This is a genomic window from Streptomyces sp. AgN23 (assembly GCF_001598115.1).
Lineage (GTDB): Bacteria > Actinomycetota > Actinomycetes > Streptomycetales > Streptomycetaceae > Streptomyces > Streptomyces antimycoticus.
On sequence record NZ_CP007153.1, the window covers coordinates 3,913,244 to 3,936,083 of the forward strand.

The window sequence follows — 22,840 nt, forward strand, 5'->3', positions numbered from 1 at the left end:
CAAAGGTTCAACTGGCGGACCTCCTGAGATTCACTGGCGTCGCTCGTTACGCGAGAGCAAAGGAATCCAGCACATGAGCGCACAACCTGCGACCACGCCGGAGCGGCAGGCTCCCGGCGACCCGGGCTCGCCCGACGGCCTCAAGGCGGGGCTCAAGAACCGCCATCTGTCGATGATCGCGATCGGCGGGGTGATCGGCGCCGGTCTGTTCGTCGGCTCCAGCGCGGGTATCGCGAAGGCCGGCCCCGGCATTCTTGTCTCGTATGCGCTGGTCGGCCTCATGGTCGTCTTCGTCATGCGGATGCTCGGCGAGATGTCCGCCGCCAATCCCACCTCCGGCTCCTTCTCCGCCTACGCCGACCGGGCGCTCGGCCGCTGGGCCGGTTTCTCCATCGGCTGGCTCTACTGGTTCTTCTGGGTCGTGGTGCTGGCGGTCGAGGCCACCGCCGGCGCCAAGATCCTGGAGGGCTGGTGGCCGGCGGTCCCGCAGTGGGGCTGGGCGCTGATCGTCATGGTGGTGCTCACCGCGACCAACCTGGTCTCGGTCGGCTCCTACGGTGAGTTCGAGTTCTGGTTCGCCGGGATCAAGGTCGTGGCGATCGGCGCGTTCATCGTGATCGGCGGGCTCGCGGTGTTCGGGGTGCTGCCGCATTCGGACAACGAGGGCGCGGGCCTGTCCCACCTCACCGATCACGGCGGCTTCCTGCCGAACGGGCCGGGCGCCATCCTCACCGGCATCCTGCTGGTGGTCTTCTCCTTCATGGGCAGCGAGATCGTCACCCTCGCGGCCGGTGAGTCCGAGAACCCGCGGCGGGCGGTCACCAAGGCCACCAACAGCGTGATCTGGCGTATCGCGGTCTTCTACCTGGGCTCGATCTTCGTCGTGGTCACGCTGCTGCCCTGGGACTCCAAGGCCATCGCCGACAAGGGCAGCTACGTCGCGGCGCTGGACTCGATCGGCATTCCGCACGCCGGCGACATCATGAACGTGATCGTGCTGACCGCCGTGCTCTCGTGTCTGAACTCCGGGCTCTACACGGCCTCCCGCATGGCCTTCTCGCTCGGCCAGCGCGGCGACGCCCCGGCCGCCTTCGCCCGCACCAACTCCCGCGGCGTGCCGGCGGCCGCGATCCTCGGCTCGGTCGTCTTCGGCTTCGTCGCGGTCTGGTTCAACTACCAGTGGCCGGACACGGTCTTCACCTTCCTGCTGAACTCCTCGGGTGCGGTCGCGCTCTTCGTCTGGCTGGTGATCTGCTTCAGCCAGCTGCGGATGCGCGGGATCATCCTGCGCGAGAGCCCCGACAAGCTGATCGTCCGGATGTGGCTGTTCCCGTATCTGACCTGGGCGACGATCGCGATGATCTCGTTCGTCCTGGTCTATATGCTCACCGACAAGGACGGGCGCGAGCAGGTGATCCTCTCCGCGCTGGTGGCCGCGCTCGTAGTGGCCTTCGCCCTGGTCCGGGACCGCCTGGTCGCCGGCCGCGCCGTCGCCCCGGCCGCTTCCTCCGACGCCTCGGCCAAGGAGACGGCGGCCCCGTAAGGGCGCGCTCTGCTGAATTCCCCTGTGCCCCTGGGCGGCGGTATACCGGCCGCCGCCCAGGGGCACAGCCGTGTCCGGGGGCTGGGGCCGGTGGGCTGCCTACGGGGGCTGTCTCGGGGGCTGCCGTACGGGAGGTGTGCCGGGCTCAGACGACGCGCGGAAGGACCCGCTCCGCGAAGGCCCGGACCGCGTCCAGCACGCCCACGGCAGGGCCCCCGCGCGAGTCGACCGCGCGGGGGCCCCTTTCCCGACCTGCCCGGTGTTCGGTGAGAAGACGATCACGCAAGCAGGTGGTCTGGCGGGCGTCCCGGGTTACGGGGCCAGCAGCAGGTTGTGGGCGCGCTCCTTGGCGGCCGTGTAACGGCGGGCCACATCCTGCCAGTTGACGACCTTCCACATGGCCTCGATGAAGTCCACCTTCTGGTTCTTGTACTGCAGATAGAAGGCGTGCTCCCAGGCGTCGAAGACCAGGATCGGCACCGAGCCCTGCCCCACGTTCCCCTGGTGGTCATAGACCTGCTCGACCACCAGCCGCCCGCTGACCGGCTCGTACGCCAGCACGCCCCAGCCGGATCCCTGGGTGGTGGCGGCGGCCTTGGACAGCTGGGCCTTGAAGCCCGCGAAGGAGCCGAAGTGCTCGGCGATGGCGTCGGCCAGCTCCCCGACCCCGTCCCTCTCCAGCGGCTCGCCGCCGCCGTCGCCGGTCATGTTGTGCCAGTAGATGCTGTGCAGGATGTGGCCGGACAGATGGAAGGCCAAGTTCTTCTCGAGCCCGTTGATCGAGCCCCACTGATCCTTGTCCCGCGCCTCCGCGAGCTGCTCCATCGTGTCGTTCGCGCCCTTGACGTACGCGGCGTGGTGCTTGTCGTGGTGCAGCTCGATGATCTCGGGGCTGATGACCGGGGCCAGCTCCGAGTAGTCGTAGGGAAGTTCAGGAAGTGTGTAGATGGCCATGCGAAGCCCTTCGGACCGCGTTATTGCAATTGACTTGCAAGTACACGCTAGCAGCAAGAGCGTTTTCCGCCAGCCGGAATCGGATGCCTGGCCCCAAAGACGGAGGCGGGGCGGGTCCTCCGACCGAGGACCCGCCCCGCCTCCGTGCGCGGGATGGTGAGGATCAGCTTCGTGCCGCCGCCGTCCGCTGTCGTACGTAGCCGATGATGGCGAGGGCGATCGCCAGCGCGGCCGTGGCGTACAGCTGGCTGCGGGTGTCGCTCTCGCGGAGCATCAGGACCAGGACCCCGGCCGTACCGGCCAGCGCGACCCAGGTCAGATAGGGGAAGAGCCACATCTTCACCACGAGCTTCTCCGGGGCCTCGCGCTGCAAACGGGCACGCATCCGCAGCTGGGCGACGGCGATGAAGCTCCAGACCACCAGCACCGCGGCGCCGACCATGTTGAGCAGCCACTTGAAGATGGTGTCCGGCCACCAGTAGCTGAGCAGCACCGCGACGAAGCCGAAGACGGAGGAGGCGAGCACGGTGAGGCGGGGCACACCGCTGGTGACCCGGCCCAGGAAGGCCGGGCCTTCGCCGCGGGCGACCAGGGAGTAGGACATGCGGGAGGCGCCGTAGATGTTGGCGTTCATCGCGGAGAGCAGCGCGATCAGCACGATCACGTTCATGATGTCGCCGGCCGCGGGGATGTCGAGGTAGTTGAGCACGGCCACGTACGGGCCCTGCTCGACCACGGCCTTGTCGTTCCACGGGATGAGCGTGACCACGATGAGCATCGAGCCGACGTAGAAGAGGGCGATGCGCCACATCACGGTGCGCACCGCGACCGCGACGCTCTTGACCGGGTTCTCGGACTCGGCCGCCGCGATGGTGACCGTCTCCAGGCCGCCGTAGGCGAAGACGGACGCCAGCAAGCCGAGGACCAGGCCGTTCACCCCATTGGGCAGGAAGCCGCCGTCACCGCTGAGATGGGAGCCGCCGGGGGCGTCGGTGCCCGGCAGGACGCCGAGGATCGCGAGCACGCCCAGCGCGAGGAAGATGGCGATCGCGGCGACCTTCAGCGCGGCGAACCAGAACTCGAACTCGCCGAAGTTGCTGACCGCCGCGAGGTTCGTGCCGCAGAAGATCGCCATGAAGAGGGCGACCCACATCCAGGATTCGGTGCCCGGGAACCACTGGACCATGATCCCGGCCGCGCCGATCGCCTCGGCGGCGAGGGCCACGCACAGCGTGATCCAGAACATCCAGCCCGCCGTGAACCCGGCCCAGGGCCCGATCGCCCGCTCGGCGTGGACGGAGAACGAACCGGAGGCCGGGTTGGCCGCCGAGAGTTCGCCGAGCATCCGCATCACGAGCAGCACCAGCAGCCCGGACAGCACATAGGCGACCACGATCGACGGACCGGCGGCGGCGATTCCGGCGCCGGAGCCGACGAACAGCCCCGCGCCGATCACACCTCCGAGGGCGATCATCGACAGATGGCGCTGCTTGAGGCCGTGGGAGAGCGACGACGCGGCGGTCTCGCCCGCCCCCGTCTCCTCGACGTCGCCGGATGGCGCGGAGGACGCGGATGTCCGGTTCATTCTTCTTCTCTGTCCCTTACGAGGGCCGGGGGTGGCGGATGCAAAACGTCCCCAGTGTGAAGGGCGCGCCCTGACGGGACAACATCGCGGACGATCTTTTCTGGATATCGGACGCCGATGTCACGTTCCGTATCGGGAATGTCTGCCAGAAGCCGCCAACCCGATGCGTCCGCCTTTGTGGCCATCCGACGGTGTCCGGGACCCCCGCTCCGGGTTAGCGTCGCGGTATCACCCTCTGACCTGGGAGCTTCGCTGATGAGCACTGTTTCTGCCGCCGCCACACCCGGTACGGTCCTCGCGGACGCGGTCTTTCCCGCCCGGCGCGTCCTGGCCCGGGACACCGCGCTGGTCATCGGGGGCGCCGTGCTCACCGGTCTCGCCGCCCAGATCTCGGTGCCCGTCCCCGGCTCGCCGGTGCCGGTGACCGGCCAGACCTTCGCCGCCCTGCTGGTGGGCACCTCGCTGGGCGCCCGGCGCGGCTTCCTGTCGCTGGCGCTGTACACCCTGGTCGGCATGGCCGGTGTGCCGTGGTTCGCCGAGGGCAGCTCCGGCGCCGCCATGCCGTCGTTCGGCTATGTACTGGGCATGCTGCTGGCGGCGACCGTGGTGGGCGCGCTGGCCCGGCGCGGCGGCGACCGCGGGGTGCTGCGCACCGCGGGCACCATGGCGGTCGGCTCGGCGGTCACCTACGCCGTGGGCGTCCCGTACCTGGCGCTGGCCACCCACATCTCCCTCGGCGAGGCGGTGGCGGCCGGGCTCACCCCGTTCCTGATCGGGGACGCGCTGAAGGCCGCGCTGGCGATGGGCGCGCTGCCGGCCGCCTGGAAGCTGGTGGGCCGCCGGGGCTGAGCCACCCCGTACGCCCGGGCCCGGCGTCCGGGCATGGCCACTCAGCCGCCCATGCGTGAGCCCATGCGTGGGCGGCTGGGACGTGAAAGCGGCTGGGACGTGAAAGGGCCCCCGCGCGGTCGACTCGCGCGGGGGCCCTGCCGTGGCGGCGGAGCAGAGGGGGTCAGTCGAAGATCGGGCCGACCGTACGGGTCCGCTTGATCTCGTAGAAGCCGGGGATCGAGGCGACCAGCAGCGTGCCGTCCCACAGCTTGGCGGCGTCCTCGCCCTTGGGGGCGGGGGTGACCACCGGGCCGAAGAAGGCGACCTGCTCGCCGTCCGCGCCGGGGACTGCGATGACGGGGGTGCCCACGTCCTGGCCGACCATCTCGATGCCCTCCTTGTGGGAGGCGCGCAGCTCGGTGTCGTACGCGTCGGAGTCGGCGTAGTCGGCGAGCTCGGCGGGGAGACCGGCCTCTTCGAGGGCGGCCACGATCGTCTCGCGGTTCTTCTCCAGGCCCTGGTTGTGGAAGCGGGTGCCGAGGGCGGTGTAGAGCCGACCGAGGACCTCGCTGCCGTGCTTCTGCTCGGCGGCGATGCAGACCCGGACCGGACCCCAGGCGGTCGTCAGCAGCTCGCGGTACTCCTCGGGCAGCTCATCCATCTTGGGCTCGTTGAGCACGGCGAGGCTCATGACGTGCCAACGCACCTCGACCGGGCGCACCTTCTCCACCTCGAGCATCCAGCGCGAGGTCATCCAGGCCCAGGGACACAGCGGGTCGAACCAGAAATCAACAGGAGTCTTGGCAGTCTGGGTCACGGTTTCTCCTCAAGCGGGCGCGTCGTAGTGGCAAATGAATAGAGAGCTGGCTACCTCACCCAACGCGGGCGGGAGGGGGGCCCATTCCCCGATACCGGCTGTCGGCGCACCGTGACATGATTTCCGCTGTCCGATATCCGAGATGCGAGACATTGCCGAGGGAGCCGCGTCGTGCCCGGTGAGAACCTGACCCGTGACGAGGCCCGTGCGCGGGCGAAGCTGCTGACCGTCGAGCGTTACGAGGTGGCGCTCGATCTGCGGTCCGCGGTCGGTGAGCACACCGGGTCCGGGCCGCGCACCTTCCGCTCCACGACCACGATCCGCTTCCGCTGCGCCGAGCCGGGCGCGGCGACCTTCGCCGATCTGCTGGCCCCCTCGGTGACCTCGGTGCGGCTCAACGGGCGGGAGCTGGACGCGGCGGCGGTCTTCGACGGCTCCCGGATCGCGCTGGACGGCCTCGCCGCCGAGAACGAGCTGGTGGTGGACGCGCAGTGTGCCTACAGCCGGACCGGCGAGGGCCTGCACCGCTTCGTGGACCCGGAGGACGGCGAGGTCTACCTCTACACCCAGTACGAGCCGGCCGACGCCCGCCGGGTCTTCGCCAACTTCGAACAGCCGGATCTCAAGGGCCCGTTCACCTTCTCGGTGACCGCCCCGGAGGGCTGGACGGTGCTGAGCAACGGGACGGTGGACCGGGTGGAGCCGTCCGGTGCCGGCGATGGCGCCGCGACCAGCCACTTCGTCCCGACTCGGCCCATCTCGACATACATCACGGCCGTGCTCGCCGGTCCGTACCACCACGAGAGCGACCTCTACCGCCGCACGCTGCCGGACGGCTCGGAGCTGGAGATCCCGCTGGGCGCGCTCTGCCGCAAGGGGCTGGCCAAGCACTTCGACGCGGGCGACATCTTCACCGTCACCAAGCAGGGTCTGGACTTCTTCCACGACCACTTCGACTATCCGTACCCGTTCGGCAAGTACGACCAGGCATTCGTGCCGGAGTACAACCTCGGCGCGATGGAGAACCCGGGCTGTGTGACCTTCCGGGAGGAGTTCGTCTTCCGCGGCAAGGTCACCCAGGCGTCCTACGAGAGCCGGGCCAACGTCATCCTGCACGAGATGGCCCATATGTGGTTCGGCGACCTGGTGACCATGGAGTGGTGGGACGACCTGTGGCTCAAGGAGTCGTTCGCCGACTTCATGGGGGCCTTCGCCCTGGTCGGGGCGACCCGCTTCACCGACGGCTGGATCACCTTCGCCAACCGCCGCAAGGCCTGGGCCTATCGCGCCGACCAGCTGCCGTCCACCCACCCGGTCACGGCCGACATCCGTGACCTGGAGGACGCCAAGCTCAACTTCGACGGGATCACGTACGCCAAGGGCGCGTCCGTGCTCAAGCAGCTGGTGGCCTACGTGGGGCAGGACGCCTTCCTGGAGGGCGCGCGGCGCTACTTCAAGCGGCACGCGTACGGCAACACCCGGCTGTCGGATCTGCTGTCGGTGCTCGGCGAGACCTCGGGGCGGGACATGGCCACCTGGTCGCGCGCCTGGCTGGAGACCGCGGGGGTCAACGCGCTCACCCCGCGGGCCGACTATGACGCCGAGGGGCGCATCACCGAGCTGGCGGTGGAGCAGCAGGCCGCCGAGAGCCACCCGACTCTGCGGCCGCACCGCGTGGCCGTGGGGCTGTACCGCAAGGAGGCCCCGGCCGGTGAGCGCCCCGGGGCGCTGGTGCGCTACGCCCGCGCCGAGGTGGACGTCGACGGCCCCCGTACGGTCGTCCCCGAGCTGACCGGCGCCCCGCGGCCCGATCTGATCCTGGTCAACGACGACGACCTCACCTACTGCAAGATCCGCTTCGACAAGGGGTCGCTGGACACCCTGCACCAGCACCTGGGCGAGCTGACCGACCCCCTCGCCCGCGCGCTGAGCTGGTCCGCGCTGTGGAACCTCACCCGTGACGCACTGCTGCCCGCCCGCGACTATCTGGAGCTGGTGCGGCGGTTCGCCGGGGCCGAGAGCGACATCGGCGTACTGCAGATGGTCCAGGCGTGGGCGCTGTCCGCCCTGCACCACTACTCGGCGCCGGACGCGCGCGAGGCGGCCGGCGCCCAGCTGGCCGAGGTCGCGCTGAGCGAGCTGAGGCTGGCCGAGCCGGGCAGCGGGCATCAGCTGGCCTGGGCGCGGTTCTTCGCCCAGGTCGCCGTCGCCGACTCCGAGCTGCGGATGCTGAGCGGGCTGCTGGATGGCACGGCCCGGATCGACGGGCTGGATGTGGACCAGGAGCTGCGCTGGACGTTCCTGGCCGCGCTGGCCTCGAGCGGCCAGGCCGACGAGGCGCTGATCACCGCCGAGCTGGCGCGCGACGACACCGCCTCCGGCAAGCGCCACCAGGTGCGGTGTCTGGCCGCCCGGCCCTCCGCCGCGGTCAAGGCCGAGGCATGGGACGCGGTGGTGGAGTCCGACCGGCTCTCCAACGCCCTGGTGGAGGCCACGATCTCCGGTTTCGACCAGCCGGGCCAGCGGGATCTGCTGGCGCCGTACACACCGCGCTACTTCGAGGTGATCGAGCGGATCTGGCAGGAGCGGTCGATCGAGATCGGGATGGCGATCGTGCGCGGGCTGTTCCCGGCCGCCCAGGGCGACGCCCGCGCCCTGGAGGCGGCCGACACCTGGCTGGACGGCCACCCGGACGCGGCGCCCGCGCTGCGCCGGCTGGTCCTGGAGGCGCGCGACGACCTCGCTCGCGCCCTGCGCGGGCAGGAATGCGACGAGCGGGCGGCCGCCTGAGGCATACGCCGCCCCCGGACGCCCGGCGGCGTCCCCGGCTACCACCGGGCAAGCGCCGCGCGGGCATCGGGGCGGGGTCCCGCGCCGGGGCCTCGCGACCGGGCTGTGCGGCCGGATGGCGGGGCGTGGCCGGGCGCCGGGGCGGGGAGCCTTTTCGGCATTCGAACTACCGTACTTTAGTGCGGGGTTGTCCGCTTTTGTCGACGACTCTGTAACAGGGGTTAGCCGGTGCGGCGGGCGCGGGAATGGCGGGGGCATGAGCCACAACACGCCGCTGTCCCCCCGCCCTCTCCACCACCTCTCGGACGTCCAGCGCCGGGTGTTGACGATCCGTCAGCTTCGCGAGCACGGTGTGACCGCGTCCGTCGCCGCGGAGCGCAGCCGGGCCGGCGGGCCCTGGCAGCAGATCCTGCCGGGCGTCCATCTGCTCCACCCCGGCCCGGCGACCAGCGAGGAGCGGCTGCTGGCCGCGCTGCTGTACACCGCGAGCCGCGGCCAGGGCGCCGACGGCTCGGCGCCGGGCGGCGGCGAGCCGCACGGCGAGGCGATGATCACCGGGCTTGCCGCGCTCGCCATGCACCACTTCTCCTCCGCTCCCCCGCTGGCCTCCCTCGACCGGATCGACGTCCTGGTGCCGCGCAGCCGGCGGCTGCGCGCCACCGGCTTCGTCCGCTTCGTGCGGGCCGGCACCCTGCCCGGCCCGCAGTACGTCGCGGGGGTGCCCACCGCCCCGGTGGCCCGTGCCCTCGCCGACGCGGTCGCCCGGCTCACCGACGCCGTCCTGGTCCGCAGACTGCTCACCGAGTCCGTGCGGCACGGCCACTGCGAGGCCACGGCCGTCGTCGCGGAGCTGAACTCGGCCCGGCTGCTGTCCCGGCCGCATGTCGTGGACGCCGTGGACGCGCTGCTCGCCGAGGGCCGGGCGATCGCCGAGGGGCGGCTGTACGACATGGTCCGCGGCAACCACCTGCCCGAGCCGCTGTGGAATGTGGAGCTGCGGCTGCCCGGCGGGCCCGCCCTCGGCGGAGTGGACGCCTACTGGCGTGAGCAGGCGGTGGCGGTGGAGATCGACACCCGGGCGCCGCGCCAGAACCAGGAGGTCTGGCGCGGCGGCTTCGGCCACAAGCGCGAACACCTGGAGCGGCTCGGGATCACGGTGGTGCGCGTCACCCCGAAGAAGCTCCGGGAGACTCCGGAGGAGCAGGCCGCGGTGGTCCGTACCGCCCTGATCGCGGCGGCCGACCGCGACCCGGCCTCCTATGTCGTGGTCCTGCCGCGCTGACGCCCCGATGCCCCGGCGCGGAGGCGGGGCATCGGGCGGGTCACACCCGGTGCGGGCGACTCAGGATCAAGATCAGGCTCGGGATCAAGATCAGGCTCAGGACCAGGGATCCGGGCTCAGGGCTCAGGGCTTGCGCAGCAGCAGCTCGGTGTTGCGGTCCGTCACGTCACCGGCCAGCTTCTGGCTGGCGCCGGGCGCGTTGAAGGACAGCTCGCGGTAGAGCGCCGCGAGCCCGGTCTGGGACAGGTCCGAGAAGTCCGTGCGGTGCGGCGCGGCCGACTCGATGAGCGTGGTGAACAGGGAGATCGTGCCGTCGTGGTTGTCCACGACCTCGAAGACCCGGGCCAGCTGGGGGAAGTCCACATGCGAGGCGGTGGTGATCTCCCAGAAGGTGCCACGCGGGGTGATCTCGTTCTGGTGACTGTGGCCGTTGATCCAGGCCAGCACCTTGGGGTGGCGCTGGAACAGGGCGACGACCTCGTCCCCGCCGTGGCGGGCCTCGCCCGGCCGGCCCGGGTCCCGGTTCATGTTGTCCAGGCTCCGGCTGTAGTGGTGGCTGAAGACGATGACGTAGTCGTCCTTGTGGGCCTTCAGGGTCCGCTCCAGCCAGCGCAGTTGGGCGGTGCCGAGCGACCCGGTGTAGTGGCCGCCCGGGTCGGTGGTGTCCAGGCTGATGCCGATCACGTTCTCGGAGACCCGGAACGAGTAGTAGAGGGTGCCCTGCTCGAGGTTGTCCTCGGTGTAGCCGTGGCCGACCGGGCCGGGGCCGGTGGCGGCCGGGTCCAGGTGCGCGGCCAGGTACTCGGTCTGGGTGAAGGGCGCGCGGCGCTCGTCGGGGGTGACCGTGCGCATGTCCTTGGCGTGCGCGTCCAGCAGCGCCTTCATCTGGACGCCCTTGGGGTCGTCCCCGACGCGCGTGCCCTTGAACAGCCGCTCGGCGTCGTCGGCCGGGATGATCTCCAGCTTGCGCTTCCCGGTGGCGAAGTCCGCGTAGAAGTTGTGGCCGAGGGAGTAGACACCGCCCGCCAGATCGTCGTGGTTGCCGATGGTGGAGTACCACGGCAGCCGCAGCCCGGGGCTGTTGACGGTGCGCAGCGCGGCCTCGAGGAAGCCGTCGATGCGCGGGAAGCCGAGCTTCTTGTCGGCGTCGCGCAGCGCGTCCTCGGGGTGCCAGAACTCCTTGAGCCCGCTGTTCTGGACGCCCTCGTAGTGGCGCGGATCGCCGGTGTTGGGGGTGATCCGGCCGCCGTTCATCGCGGCCAGGAACCAGTCCAGCTCGATCTTGGCGTTGTTGTCGGTGTTGTCGCCGGTGGTCATGACGAACGACAGCGGCGCCCCGGTGGCGGGTCCGCCGCGCAGCCCGTTGATCCGCTCGATGAGCGAGGCGACCCCGGCGACGGTCAGCGCCTCATGCGGCCGCCACGCCCCGGCGCGCCCGCTGCGCAGGAACTCGTAGCGCATCGGGTGCTGGACGTCGGTCAGGTGCAGATCCGTGAGCTGGACGAACGAGGCGAGCGCGGTGCGCCGGTCCTCGCGGCCGCCCTTGGCGCCGGTGATCTCGGTGCGGACCGCACGGGTCCAGGCGGGGCCGCCGGCCAGCCGCCGGTAGCCGGTGGCACCCTGCGCTGCGGAGAACGTCTCCAGCGTCGTACCGGCCGTCGAGGGCGCCGCCGGGGCCTGCACCACCCGGCGGCCCGCGGCGCGCGCGGTGGCGGGCTGCGTGGCGTCGGCCGAACCGCTGCCGGGCCCGAAGGCGAGCCCCAGACCGGCCGTGGCACCGGTGGCGGCGGTCGCGGCGAGGAAGGTACGCCGGTCGAGGTGAGCGACGGCAGTTGCGGCGGACCGTATGCGGGACATGCGCGATCTCCCCGAGTGGACACGCGGAAACGGGCGGACAGCGACGCTGCCCTCACCTCGGATCGTTGGCATCGGGAATGGCCTGGCGGTGAACGAGGCGGCAACGCCGGTCGCCGATCTCCACACGTGGATCTTGGCGGTAGCAAACGGTCATCGCGCCCTTGTGAACAGGAATTCTTCTCCTCACTTGGCGTTCATCCACGCTGGGAACCGCCCCCCGCCGTGGGATAAATCACGGGACGGTAACGGACCCGCCTGAGACACTTGCCAGGAGGGTAGGCGCCTCGAACAGGCACAACCAAGGAAAAGGGCTGATATGAGGATCGGAATCGTCGGAGCGACCGGCCAGGTCGGCGGAGTGATGCGCAGGGTGCTCGCCGAGCGTGACTTCCCGGCCGAGCAGCTGCGGCTGTTCGCCTCCGCCCGCTCGGCCGGCCGTACGCTCCCGTGGCGCGGCACCGAGATCACCGTCGAGGACGCCGCCACGGCCGACTACTCCGGTCTGGACATCGTCCTGTTCTCCGCGGGCGGCGCCACCTCCAGGGCGCTGGCCGAGAAGGTCGCCGCACAGGGCCCCGTCGTGATCGACAACTCCTCGGCCTGGCGGATGGACCCCCAGGTGCCCCTGGTCGTCGCCGAGGTCAATCCGCACGCCGCGGTGGACCGCCCCAAGGGCATCATCGCCAACCCGAACTGCACCACCATGGCCGCCATGCCCGTGCTGCGCCCGCTGCACGCCGAGGCCGGGCTCACCGCCCTGGTGGCCACCACCTACCAGGCCGTCTCCGGCTCCGGGCTGTCCGGCGTCGCCGAGCTCGACGGCCAGATCCGCAAGACCGCCGACCGTGCGGCCGAGCTCACCCACGACGGCGCTGCGGTGGACTTCCCCGAGCCCGAGGTGTACGCCCGCCCGATCGCGTTCAATGTGCTCCCGCTGGCCGGGAAGATCGTCGACGACGGCCGGTTCGAGACCGACGAGGAGCAGAAGCTCCGCAACGAGAGCCGCAAGATCCTGGAGATCCCGGAGCTGAAGGTGTCCGGCACCTGTGTCCGGGTGCCGGTCTTCAGCGGCCACTCGCTCCAGGTGAACGCCCGCTTCGCGCGTCCGATCAGCGTGGAGCGCGCCTCCGAGCTGCTGGCCGCGGCCCCCGGCGTGGCGCTCTCGGAGATCCCGACCCCGCTCCAGGCCGCGGGCCAGGACCCCAGCTATGTGGGCCGGATCCGGGTGGACGAGACGGTCGAGCACGGTCTCGCGCTGTTCCTCTCCAACGACAACCTGCGCAAGGGCGCCGCGCTGAACGCGGTGCAGATCGCCGAGCTGGTGGCGGCCGACCTGAGCTGACGCCCACGCCTCGCCCGAGGGGGAGCGGCCGACCGGCCGCTCCCCCTCGGTGTTCCTCCCGTTCAGTCGCCCTTTGGCCTACCGACGCCGACCGGCCGACGTGCGAGGATGGCCATCCGCCTGACGCATGGCGTACCGCACATGACGAACGGGAGTTAGCCGACGTGCCTGGCACCAACCTCACAAGGGAGGAAGCGCAGCAGCGGGCGCGCCTCCTCACGGTGGACGCGTACGAGATCGAACTGGACCTGAGCGGCGCCCAGGAGGGCGGTACCTACCGCTCCGTGACCACGGTGCGCTTCGACGCCGCCGAGTCGGGCGCGGAGTCGTTCATCGACCTGGTGGCGCCCACGGTGCACGACGTGGTGCTCAACGGCGACGCGCTCGACCCGAACGAGGTCTTCAAGGACTCGCGGATCGCGCTGCCGGGGCTGCTGGCCGGGCGCAATGAGCTGCGGGTGGTCGCGGACTGCGCGTACACCAACACCGGTGAGGGGCTGCATCGCTTTGTCGACCCGGTCGACCAGCAGGCGTACCTCTACACCCAGTTCGAGGTGCCCGACGCCCGCCGGGTGTACGCCAGCTTCGAGCAGCCCGATCTGAAGGGCACGTTCCAGTTCACCGTGACGGCGCCCGAGGGCTGGACGGTGATCTCGAACTCACCGGCGCCGGAGCCGAAGGACAACGTCTGGCGGTTCGAGCCGACCCCGCGCCTGTCGACGTATGTCACCGCGCTGATCGCCGGCCCGTACCACAGTGTGCACAGCTCCTACGAGAAGGACGGCCGCTCGGTGCCGCTGGGCATCTACTGCCGTCCCTCGCTCGCGGAGTACCTCGACTCGGACGCCATCTTCGAGGTGACGCGGCAGGGCTTCGAGTGGTTCGAGGAGAAGTTCGACTACGCGTACCCGTTCGCCAAGTACGACCAGCTCTTCGTGCCGGAGTTCAACGCGGGCGCGATGGAGAACGCGGGCGCGGTGACCATCCGCGACCAGTACGTCTTCCGCTCCAAGGTCACCGACGCGGCGTACGAGGCGCGGGCCGAGACCATCCTCCACGAGCTGGCCCATATGTGGTTCGGCGATCTCGTCACCATGGAGTGGTGGAACGACCTGTGGCTGAACGAGTCGTTCGCCACCTACACCTCGATCGCCTGCCAGGCCCATGCGCCGGGCAGCAGGTGGCCGCGGTCCTGGACCTCCTTCGCCAACTCCATGAAGACGTGGGCCTACCGGCAGGACCAGCTGCCGTCCACCCACCCGATCATGGCCGAGATCAACGACCTGGACGACGTCCTGGTCAACTTCGACGGGATCACGTACGCCAAGGGCGCCTCGGTGCTCAAGCAGCTGGTTTCGTACGTCGGGATGGACGAGTTCTTCAGCGGCGTCCAGGCGTACTTCAAGCGCCACGCCTACAAGAACACCCGGCTGTCGGATCTGCTCGGCGCGCTGGAGGAGACCAGCGGGCGCGATCTGAAGACCTGGTCGAAGAAGTGGCTGGAGACGGCGGGCATCAATGTGCTGCGGCCGGAGATCGAGACGGACGCGAACGGCACCGTGACCTCCTTCGCGGTGCGGCAGGAGGCCCCCGCGCTGCCGCCGGGCGCCAAGGGCACTGTGTCTGATGATGCGGCTCCGCCGCGTGGCACCCTGCGGCCGCACCGCATCGCCATCGGGCTCTACGACCTGAACGCGACCGGCAAGCTGATCCGCTCCGAGCGCATCGAGCTGGACGTGGACGGTGAGCTGACCCAGGTGGAGCAGCTGATCGGCGCGAAGCGCTCCGCGGTGATCCTGCTCAACGACGACGACCTCACCTACGCGAAGGTGCGCCTGGACCCGGACTCGCTGGCCGTCGTCACCGAGCACCTCGGCGACTTCGCGGAGTCCCTGCCGCGCGCACTGTGCTGGGCCTCGGCCTGGGACATGGTCCGCGACGGCGAGCTGGCCACCCGCGACTACCTGGCGCTGGTGCTCTCGGGCATCGCCAAGGAGTCCGACATCGGCGTCGTCCAGTCGCTGCACCGCCAGGTGAAGCTGGCCCTGGACCTGTACGCGGCGCCGGCCTGGCGCGAGACGGGCCTGGCCAAGTGGACCGAGGCCACGCTCGACCATCTGCGGGCGGCGGCGCCGGGCAGCGACCACCAACTGGCCTGGGCGCGGGCCTTCACCGCGACCGCCCGTACGGACGCGCAGCTCGACCTGGTCGCCGGGCTGCTCGAGGGCACCGAGACGATCGAGGGCCTGGCCATCGACACGGAGCTGCGCTGGGCGCTGCTGGAGCGGCTCGCCGCCACGGGGCGGGCGGACGAGGCCGCCATCGCGGCGGAGCTGGAGCGCGACAAGACCTCGGCGGGCGAGCGCCACGCCGCGACGGCGCGGGCCGCGCGGCCGACGCCGCAGGCCAAGGCGGAGGCGTGGGCGTCGGTCGTGGAGAGCGACAAGCTCCCCAACGCGGTGCAGGAGGCGGTGATCGGCGGCTTCGTCCAGACCGATCAGCGGGAGCTGCTGGCGCCGTACACGGAGAAGTACTTCGCGGTGGCGAAGGACACGTGGAACAGCCGCAGCCATGAGATGGCGCAGCAGATCGTGGTGGGGCTCTACCCGGCGCTGCAGGTCTCCCAGGAGACCCTGGACGCGACGGACGCGTGGCTCGCGTCGGCCGAGCCCACGGCGGCGCTGAGGCGTCTGATGACGGAGTCCCGCGCGGGCATCGAACGCGCCCTCCGAGCCCAGACCGCGGACGCCAACGCGGGCTGACCGGGTTACGGCGCCGTGCGGGGCCCAGCGCCCCGCACGGCGCCGCCCGGTTGTGGGCAATCGTCCCGCTGGAGGGGCACCTCCCAGCGGTAGCTGAGGGAGGGACGGGTGAGCACAACCCGGCCACCGGGCCGCACCCGGTAGCGATGGCTCAGCCAGGGCCCAGTGGGGCCGGACCGGGCGCGCCCGTCTCTGGCCGACTTTCCTTGCCGGGCGCGGGCCGGTGGGCGGTTCGTGCCCACCGGGCCGCGGAACGATTGCCCACAAACCGGTCAGCGGGGGTCGGGCATGGCCAGGCCGGCCATCTTGCCGTATTGGGCCAGTACGTCCGGGTACGCCTCGGCGGCCACCCGAAGCCACCGCTCCGCCTCCTCCACCCGCCCCACCCCCCGCAGCGCCTGCGCAAGCCAGTACGGCGCCTCCTCGTGCTTACCCTCGCACGCCACCCTGAGCAGCGGCTCGGCCTCACCATAGGCACCGCGCCGAACCATGCTGCGCCCCGCGAGAAACGCGGGCGGCACCAGACCGCTGCGCGCGGCGCGCACATACCAGCGCTCGGCGTGCTGCGGGTCGCCGCCCCGCTCCTCCGACGTCCAGCCGAGCCACCACGCGGCGCGCCCGTGCCCGAGGTCGGCCGCCCGCCGGAACCAGATCTGGGCGGTGCGCCGGTCCCCGGCCTCGTCGTGGATGCGGCCGATGTCGTACGCCGCCCCGGCGTCGCCCTCCGCCGCCGCGGGCTCGTAGTACGGCACCATCCGCAGCCCCGTGGCGCCGCCCACTTCGTACAGCATCCGGCCGAGGGCGAGCAGGGCACGCGGGGTGCCCGCCCTGCGGTACCACTCGGCGGCCTCCGGGAGCCGGTACAGCCGGTCGAGCGCGTCGGCGTACGCGTACCAGGCGTCCGGGCCGCCCTCCTCGGCGCGGGCCCGCAGCTCGGGCAGGCGTTCCTCCCACTCGGCGGGCGGCATCCGCTCGGGGTCGGCGCGGATCGCGGCGATGTCCTCCAGCGCCCTGACGATCCGCTCCTCGCCCTCGTCGAACGGGCCCCGGTCCCGGCCCTCCGCATCCACACCCCCGGCGCCCCCGACGCCCTCGGCCCCGTCGAGCCCCGTGGCCCGCAGCCATCGCTCCGCCTCGTCCAGCCGCCGCTGCCGTACGCACAGCACGCCGAGGTTGAAGCAGGCCCATATGTGGCCGCCGTCCGCCTCGTCGGCCGTGCGGTACCACTCCTCGGCGGTGCGCAGTTCGCCGTTCTCCTCGGCCCAGACGCCGAGGACGTACGCCGCGCCGTCGTAGCCCCGCTCATGGGCGCGTTCGACGAGGGCGCGGGCCTCGTCCCAGCGGCTGTCGTCGCGGGCGATGAAGAGGGCCTGGTCCACCAGTGCCTTGGCGCTGCCGACCGCGGCCGCCCGGGCGTACAGCGCCTCGGCCTCCGCGACCATCCGCGGGTAGCGCGCGAACATCGCCTTGCGCTCCGGGTCGAGCAGGTCGCGCAGCGCCTCGTACGCCTCCTCGGGGTCGCCCTCGGCCTCGGCCCGGGCGAGGGCCCCGCGCCAGCCCTCCAGGTCCCGCAGCATGTTCTCGATGGCCCCACGGGTGCGGGTGGCGATGTCGTCGCCCTGGGCGGACGCCTCTGCCAGCCGCTCCAGGGCGGTGTCCCATTCGCCGCGGGCGGCCAGCAGCACGGCGCCGTTGGTCGTGCACTCGACGCTGCCGAGCGCGGCCCCGTGCTCGTACCACGTCTCGGCACCGGCCGTATCACCGGCCTCGTGCAGCAGCCGGGCCAGACCGAACGCACAGCCGCCGTCGCGATCGGCGGCCGTGCGGTACCACCGCTCGGCCTCGGGGAACTCGCCGCGGTCCTTGTGACAGATCGCGAGCGTGCGCGAGGCGTCCGCGTCCCCGGCGTCGGCGGCCCTGGCCCACCACGGCAGGGCCTCGTCCAAGCGGCCCTGGCCGGTGAGGAGTTCGGCGTAGGCCCGGTACGCCTCCGGCTTCCCGGCAGCCGCGGCGGCCCTCAACCGGGCCGCCTCGACTGCCGGATCCACCGCCGGGTCCACCGCCGGGTCCGGATCCTGATCCGCCGCCGTCCGGTCCGCCATGGCGGGCATTTCACCGTGAGCCGCGCCGGACGTCCCTTGCGATGAATGTTCGACCATCACCCGATGGTGCCAGAGTGATCACGAACGTTCGGCACGGGCCCTGCGACGGGCCAGCAGCGCCTCGCGCCGCTCGTCGAACTTGGTGGCCTGATCGTCCAATCCACCCATGTAGAGCCCCAGCTCCTCCTGCGCCTTGAGCCCCTCCGGGCCGAGCCCGCCGATCTCCAGGACCTTCAGGAAGCGCAGCACGGGCTGCAGGACGTCGTCATGGTGGATGCGCAGGTTGTATATACCGCCAATGGCGATCTGGGCGGCGGCGCGCTCGAAACCGGGCATCCCATGACCCGGCATGCGGAAGTTGACCACCACATCGCGGACGGCGCCCATGGTCTGGTCGGGGGCCAGCTCGAACGCCTTCCCGAGCAGGTTCCGGTAGAAGATCATGTGCAGGTTCTCGTCGGTGGCGATGCGCGCCAGCATCCGGTCGCAGACCGGGTCGCCGGAGTGATGGCCGGTGTTGCGGTGCGAAATGCGGGTGGCCAGTTCCTGGAAGGCGACATACGCCACCGTGTGCAGCATGCTGTGCTGGTTGTCCGACTCGAAGCCCTCGGACATGTGCGCCATGCGGAACCGCTCCAGCTCCACCGGGTCGACGGCGCGGCTGGTCAGCAGGTAGTCACGCATCACGATGCCGTGGCGCCCCTCCTCCGCCGTCCAGCGGTGCACCCAGGTACCCCAGGCGCCGTCCCGGCCGAAGAGGGACGCGATCTCATGGTGGTAGCTGGGGAGGTTGTCCTCGGTGAGGAGGTTGACCACGAGCGCGATCCGGCCGACGTCGCTGACCTTGGACTGGTCGGGCGCCCAGGCCTCACCGCCCATGACACCGTCGAAGTTCCGGCCGTCGCTCCACGGGACGTACTCGTGCGGCATCCACTCCTTGGCGACCGCCAGATGCCGGTTGAGCTCGGTCTCGACCACCTCTTCAAGCGCGTACAGGAGCTGGGTGTCGCTCCATACGGCCTGACCATTGCGATGGGTGGGGGCGAGTGTCACTGTGGCGCTCCAGGGGACGGGGGCGACGGGCTATACCTACGGACCCGTAGGTTACGACACCGTAGGTTAAAGCGAAAATAAACGGTCCGGGGCCTGTGGATGGCACACGGTGAACTCGGCGTGACACGGTCGCACTTGGGATCCGGAGCGGCGCGATGCGGCGCGGCGCGGATGGCCTACCCGGTACAGGCGGGCGGCCGGAGACGACCCGAGCCATACGCGGCCGGAGACGGCCCGCGCCACCCGGCCGGAGACGGCGCCCCTCGTACGACAAAAGCGCCCCGGCCGGATGGCCGGGGCGCTCCGCAGCGGCGTGCGCGCTTCGTCGATCAGTCGCCTCAGTCGGTCTGCTTACGGGACTTCCTGTCTCCCGCCATCACCAGACCCGCGATCACCAGGAAGAGAACGATCGGAGCGGCGACATAGAGGCCCAGCGTCTCGGCGACGCTCAGGCCCGGACCCGGGTCGTCACCGTCGTCGCGGGTGAGCGCGAACGCGGGGGACGACATCAGCAGCATCGCCGTCGTCGCGGCGATGACTGCACCGGCGCGCACGGCGTTCTTTTTGACCTTGTTGCTCACGGACTCAAGTTATCCGATGCCCCCCGGCGCCGCGTGCCCGGGGTGGCCTTTACCACCGTGTTGAGATGGCCATGACCGCGGCCTCGGACGTCGGCTCAGCGGCGGCCCGCCGCGCCGAGGTGGACGGTGGGCGGCAGCAGCCGTGGCGCGGCGCGGGCGGCGAGGACCCGTACCCGCAGCCCATCGGCGGTGACGGGCGCGGCCAGCGGAAGGATGCGCCCTGGAAGACCACGGCATCCGGGGAGAGCGCGCGGATCAGCTCGAACCAGTTCCTGACGTCGTAGTTCTGGGTGACGCCCGCACCGCCCCAGGGGTTGGCGCCGTCCAGGCGAGAGATAGACGCCGACGTTGAGTCCCGCCTTACGGGCGGCCTTGACGTACGCGCCCAGGACATCGCGATCGGGATTCCTGCCGCCGGGGCCGTTTGTCCACCAGGGGCTGGCCTCGACGTCGTGGTCCGTGTAGCGGCTCGGGTAGAGCACGAAGCCGTCGTGGTGCTTGGCGGTGAGCATGACCTGCTGGGCGCCAGCGGCCTTGTAAGGGGAGGCGTTCTGGGGAGGCTGCGCAAAGCAGAGATCCAACCTATGGGCGGGTCGAGCGGGCCGGGGCATCGAAGCCCGGCGAGCCGGCCATGGGCGGAGTCGGCCTTACGGCGCGGATTGACGAGGGGCGAGCCGGGCCACCTCGGCCATCAGCGCCCGCAGCCGAGGCGAGGCGACCAGCTCCTCCAGGGACATCGGGCGCCCCTCGGCGTCGGCGATCGGCAGCCGCCAGTTGGGGTACTGATCCCAGGTGCCCGGCAGATTCTGCGGTCTGCGGTCCCCCACGGCGTCCGGCAGCCATACGCCCACCATCCTCGCCGGGGTGCGCAGCAGAAAGCGGTGGACCGCCTTGACCGCCCCCTCCTCATCGCCCGGCCCCTCGGGCAGCAGCCCGAGCCGCCCCAGCAGCGCCAGCCACTCGGCGACCTCGACCGCGTCCGCCGCGCGCTCCTCGGCGAGGGGGCGGGTCAGCAGGCCCAGCCGGTGCCGGAGTTCGACATGGTCGCCGGTGAGCCGGGCGGCCGTGCTCGGCAGATCGTGGGTCGTCACGGTGGCCAGGCAGTCCGCGCGCCACTCCCCGGGGGACAGCGGCCGGGCCGCGCCCGCTCCGTTGTAGTTCCGCTCGAACCACATCACCGACGTCCCCAGCACTCCGCGCCGCTCCAGCTCCCCCCGCACGCCGGGCTCGACCGTCCCCAGGTCCTCCCCTATGACGACCGTCCCGGCCCGGTGCGCCTCCAGGGCGAGCACGCCGAGCATCGCCTCCGCGTCGTAGCGGACGTAACAGCCCTCGGTCGGCTCACGACCCTCGGGGACCCACCACAGCCGGAAGAGGCCCATCACATGGTCGATACGGAGCGCGCCCGCGTGCCGTAAGAGGCCGCGCAGCAGATCGCGGTAAGGGGCGTAACCGGTGGCGGCGAGCGCGTCCGGGCGCCACGGCGGCAGGCCCCAGTCCTGGCCCCGGGAGTTGAAGGCGTCCGGGGGCGCGCCGATCGACATGCCGGAGGCGAAGACGTCCTGGAGCGCCCAGGCGTCGGCGCCCGAGGGATGGACCCCGACCGCCAGATCGTGGACGAGGCCGATGCCCATGCCGGCGTCGAGCGCGGCGCGCTGGGCGGCGGCGAGCTGGGTGTCGGTGAGCCAGGCCAGCCAGCAGTGGAAGTCGGCGCGGTCCAGGTGCTCGGTCCGGGCGCGGGCGGTGGCCGCCGAGCGCGGATCGGCCAGGCCGCCGGGCCAGGTGCGCCATTCGGGACCGTGGGTCTCGGCCAGCGCGCACCACAGGGCGTGGTCCTCCAGGGCCTGGCCGCGCTCGGCGAGGAAGTCGCAGTAGGCGGCGCGGCGGCCGGGACTGAGCGGGACCGTCCGCACCAGCTCCAGCGCCTCGCGCTTGAGGGCCCAGACGGCGTCCCGGTCGATGAGGGCGCCCTCGCGCAGGACGGACGTACGGAGGGCGGTGGCGGCCTCCAGGAGCTGATCGGCCCGCTCACGGGCGGGGCCGCGCAGCTGGACGAATTCGGGCACGTCCTCGATCCGCAGATGGACCGGGTCGGGGAAGCGGCGCGAGGAGGGACGGTAGGGCGACGGATCGGTGGGGGCGCCCGGGGTGCCGGGCACGGCGGCGTGCAGCGGGTTGATCTGGACGAAGCCGGCGCCGAGGGCCCGCCCCGACCAGGCGGCCAGATCGGCCAGGTCGCCGAGGTCGCCCATGCCCCAGGAGCGCGCGGAGAGCAGCGAGTAGAGCTGCACCAGAAAGCCGTGACTGCGGACCGGGGATAACGGCATCCGGTCGGGGGCCACGATGAGGGGGGCGGTGGCGCGGCGGCCGTCGGGGGCCTCGGCGAGCAGGGTATGGGCGCCGGGCGGCAGCGCGGTAAGGAGACCTTCGGCGGTGGTGCCCTCCGTAAGGACGCCACCCCTATGAACACTCTCTGTGCGGGCCTCCGTAAGGGCGCTATCGGCCCCACGGGTCCCCGCGGCCGCCCGCCCCCGCGTGTGCGGTGCGCCGTCTTCGGGGCGCACCCGCAGCGCCGTGCCCTCGGGCAGGCTCAGGCGTGGCGCCTTGCCGGGGCGCACCACCACGCAGGGGGGCAGCAGCTGGTCGCGCTGCCGGCTCTCATGCCGGTCCAGCGCTTCGCGTACCGATTCGGGGGTCGAGGCGTCCACGCCGAGCGCGGCCAGTACGGCGACGACTGTGTCCTCGGGCACCTGGACGGTGCGGCCCGGGGCGGGCTCGTAGGAGGTGGCGACACCGTGCAGCTCGGCGAGCCGCGCTCTGCCCATCAGTACTCCATCGGCTCGCAGCCCGCGCCCACGCCGGTGAGGGCGGCGGTCGGCTCACTGGTCAGGGGACGTTCGGCGGCGAGCGGGGGCTCGCTGGTCAGGGGAACGTTGTCGGCGAGCGGGGGCTCGCTGGTGAGGGGCGCCTCCGTAGCGCTTCCGGACCCGAAGCCGTCCAGGCCGCACAGTCCACAGTCGGGGTCGGAGACTCCGTCGAAGGGATCCGGTTCACTGGACGCCTCGGGTCCGGGTTTGGACAGGGCGGAAAGCAGAAGCTGAGCTGACGCGGCCACACGGACCTCCGTGGGGTTGTCGGCAGTGGGTCATCCCGAGCCCTACCCACTCCGGACGGGCGCAGACGTAAACGCCCCCCGTACGTGCTGTAGGTCACATCCCCTCTGGGCGGCGATTTCACGGCCGCAAGGGATCGGGAGCACAGAGTTTACGAACAGGACCGCCCTTCATCCGTCAGACTTGCGCCGGGCGCGCCGCGCCGGGCCCCGGTCCGCCCAGTGCCTC

Annotated in this window: 15 protein-coding genes and 1 pseudogene; 6 read left to right on the forward strand and 10 right to left on the reverse strand. The window is 71.4% G+C overall.

The window, feature by feature from the left end; genetic code table 11:
* Positions 1-73 precede the first annotated feature (73 nt).
* Positions 74-1,543, forward strand: coding sequence for an amino acid permease (locus AS97_RS17285; protein WP_059145692.1), 1,470 nt, complete (start codon positions 74-76; stop codon positions 1,541-1,543).
* Between the two features lie 312 nt (positions 1,544-1,855).
* On the opposite strand, the gene AS97_RS17290 is transcribed toward AS97_RS17285, so the two are convergent.
* Together AS97_RS17290 and AS97_RS17295 are read right to left on the reverse strand one after the other, a co-directional pair.
* Entirely contained in the window at positions 1,856-2,497 is a 642-nt protein-coding gene (locus tag AS97_RS17290; protein WP_059145691.1) for a superoxide dismutase, read from the reverse strand.
* A gap of 163 nt (positions 2,498-2,660) precedes the next feature.
* On the reverse strand, positions 2,661-4,082 hold the full coding sequence (locus AS97_RS17295; protein ID WP_210565235.1) for an amino acid permease: 1,422 nt from the start codon (positions 4,080-4,082) through the stop codon (positions 2,661-2,663).
* Positions 4,083-4,337: 255 nt separating this feature from the next.
* Here AS97_RS17295 and AS97_RS17300 point away from each other — a divergent pair, with 255 nt between their 5' ends.
* Positions 4,338-4,931, forward strand: a complete 594-nt coding sequence (locus AS97_RS17300) for a biotin transporter BioY (RefSeq protein WP_059145689.1) — start codon at positions 4,338-4,340, stop codon at positions 4,929-4,931.
* 163 nt (positions 4,932-5,094) lie between these two features.
* Here AS97_RS17300 and AS97_RS17305 read toward each other — a convergent pair whose 3' ends face one another.
* A complete protein-coding gene (locus tag AS97_RS17305) occupies positions 5,095-5,730 on the reverse strand; it encodes a DsbA family protein (RefSeq protein WP_059145688.1) in 636 nt (211 codons plus the stop codon).
* 171 nt (positions 5,731-5,901) lie between these two features.
* On the opposite strand from AS97_RS17305, the gene pepN (AS97_RS17310) reads away from it, so the two are divergent.
* A complete protein-coding gene (pepN, locus tag AS97_RS17310) occupies positions 5,902-8,520 on the forward strand; it encodes an aminopeptidase N (RefSeq protein ID WP_059145687.1) in 2,619 nt (872 codons plus the stop codon).
* Between the two features lie 256 nt (positions 8,521-8,776).
* Entirely contained in the window at positions 8,777-9,802 is a 1,026-nt protein-coding gene (locus AS97_RS17315; protein WP_059145686.1) for a hypothetical protein, read from the forward strand.
* 123 nt (positions 9,803-9,925) lie between these two features.
* Here the strand turns inward: AS97_RS17315 and AS97_RS17320 are convergent, their stop codons facing one another.
* Positions 9,926-11,659, reverse strand: a complete 1,734-nt coding sequence (locus AS97_RS17320; RefSeq protein ID WP_125759558.1) for a TIGR03767 family metallophosphoesterase — start codon at positions 11,657-11,659, stop codon at positions 9,926-9,928.
* Positions 11,660-11,975: 316 nt separating this feature from the next.
* Here AS97_RS17320 and AS97_RS17325 point away from each other — a divergent pair, with 316 nt between their 5' ends.
* Both AS97_RS17325 and pepN (AS97_RS17330) read left to right on the forward strand, forming a co-directional pair.
* Complete coding sequence (locus AS97_RS17325; protein WP_059145684.1) at positions 11,976-13,001, forward strand: aspartate-semialdehyde dehydrogenase; 1,026 nt, start codon at positions 11,976-11,978, stop codon at positions 12,999-13,001.
* A gap of 164 nt (positions 13,002-13,165) precedes the next feature.
* Positions 13,166-15,763: an aminopeptidase N gene (gene pepN, locus AS97_RS17330; RefSeq protein ID WP_210565236.1), complete on the forward strand. Its 2,598-nt coding sequence runs from the start codon at positions 13,166-13,168 to the stop codon at positions 15,761-15,763.
* Between the two features lie 272 nt (positions 15,764-16,035).
* Here pepN (AS97_RS17330) and AS97_RS17335 read toward each other — a convergent pair whose 3' ends face one another.
* From AS97_RS17335 to AS97_RS17360, 6 genes and pseudogenes are all read right to left on the reverse strand, one after another.
* The gene (locus AS97_RS17335; RefSeq protein WP_247204400.1) at positions 16,036-17,865 is read right to left on the reverse strand and encodes a tetratricopeptide repeat protein; all 1,830 of its coding nucleotides are present in this window, start codon (positions 17,863-17,865) and stop codon (positions 16,036-16,038) included.
* A 78-nt stretch (positions 17,866-17,943) separates the two neighbouring features.
* Positions 17,944-18,918 (reverse strand): acyl-ACP desaturase, encoded by a 975-nt coding sequence (locus AS97_RS17340; RefSeq protein ID WP_059145681.1) that lies wholly within the window; start codon positions 18,916-18,918, stop codon positions 17,944-17,946.
* A 338-nt stretch (positions 18,919-19,256) separates the two neighbouring features.
* Entirely contained in the window at positions 19,257-19,499 is a 243-nt protein-coding gene (locus AS97_RS17345) for a hypothetical protein (RefSeq protein ID WP_059145680.1), read from the reverse strand.
* 217 nt (positions 19,500-19,716) lie between these two features.
* A pseudogene (locus AS97_RS17350) lies at positions 19,717-20,038 on the reverse strand (alpha-L-fucosidase); the annotation flags it as partial.
* 108 nt (positions 20,039-20,146) lie between these two features.
* Positions 20,147-22,324, reverse strand: a complete 2,178-nt coding sequence (gene malQ / locus AS97_RS17355; RefSeq protein WP_086706559.1) for a 4-alpha-glucanotransferase — start codon at positions 22,322-22,324, stop codon at positions 20,147-20,149.
* The gene (locus AS97_RS17360; protein WP_059145677.1) at positions 22,324-22,614 is read right to left on the reverse strand and encodes a hypothetical protein; all 291 of its coding nucleotides are present in this window, start codon (positions 22,612-22,614) and stop codon (positions 22,324-22,326) included. The genes malQ and AS97_RS17360 overlap by 1 nt, the downstream gene beginning before the upstream one ends.
* Positions 22,615-22,840: the final 226 nt, after the last annotated feature.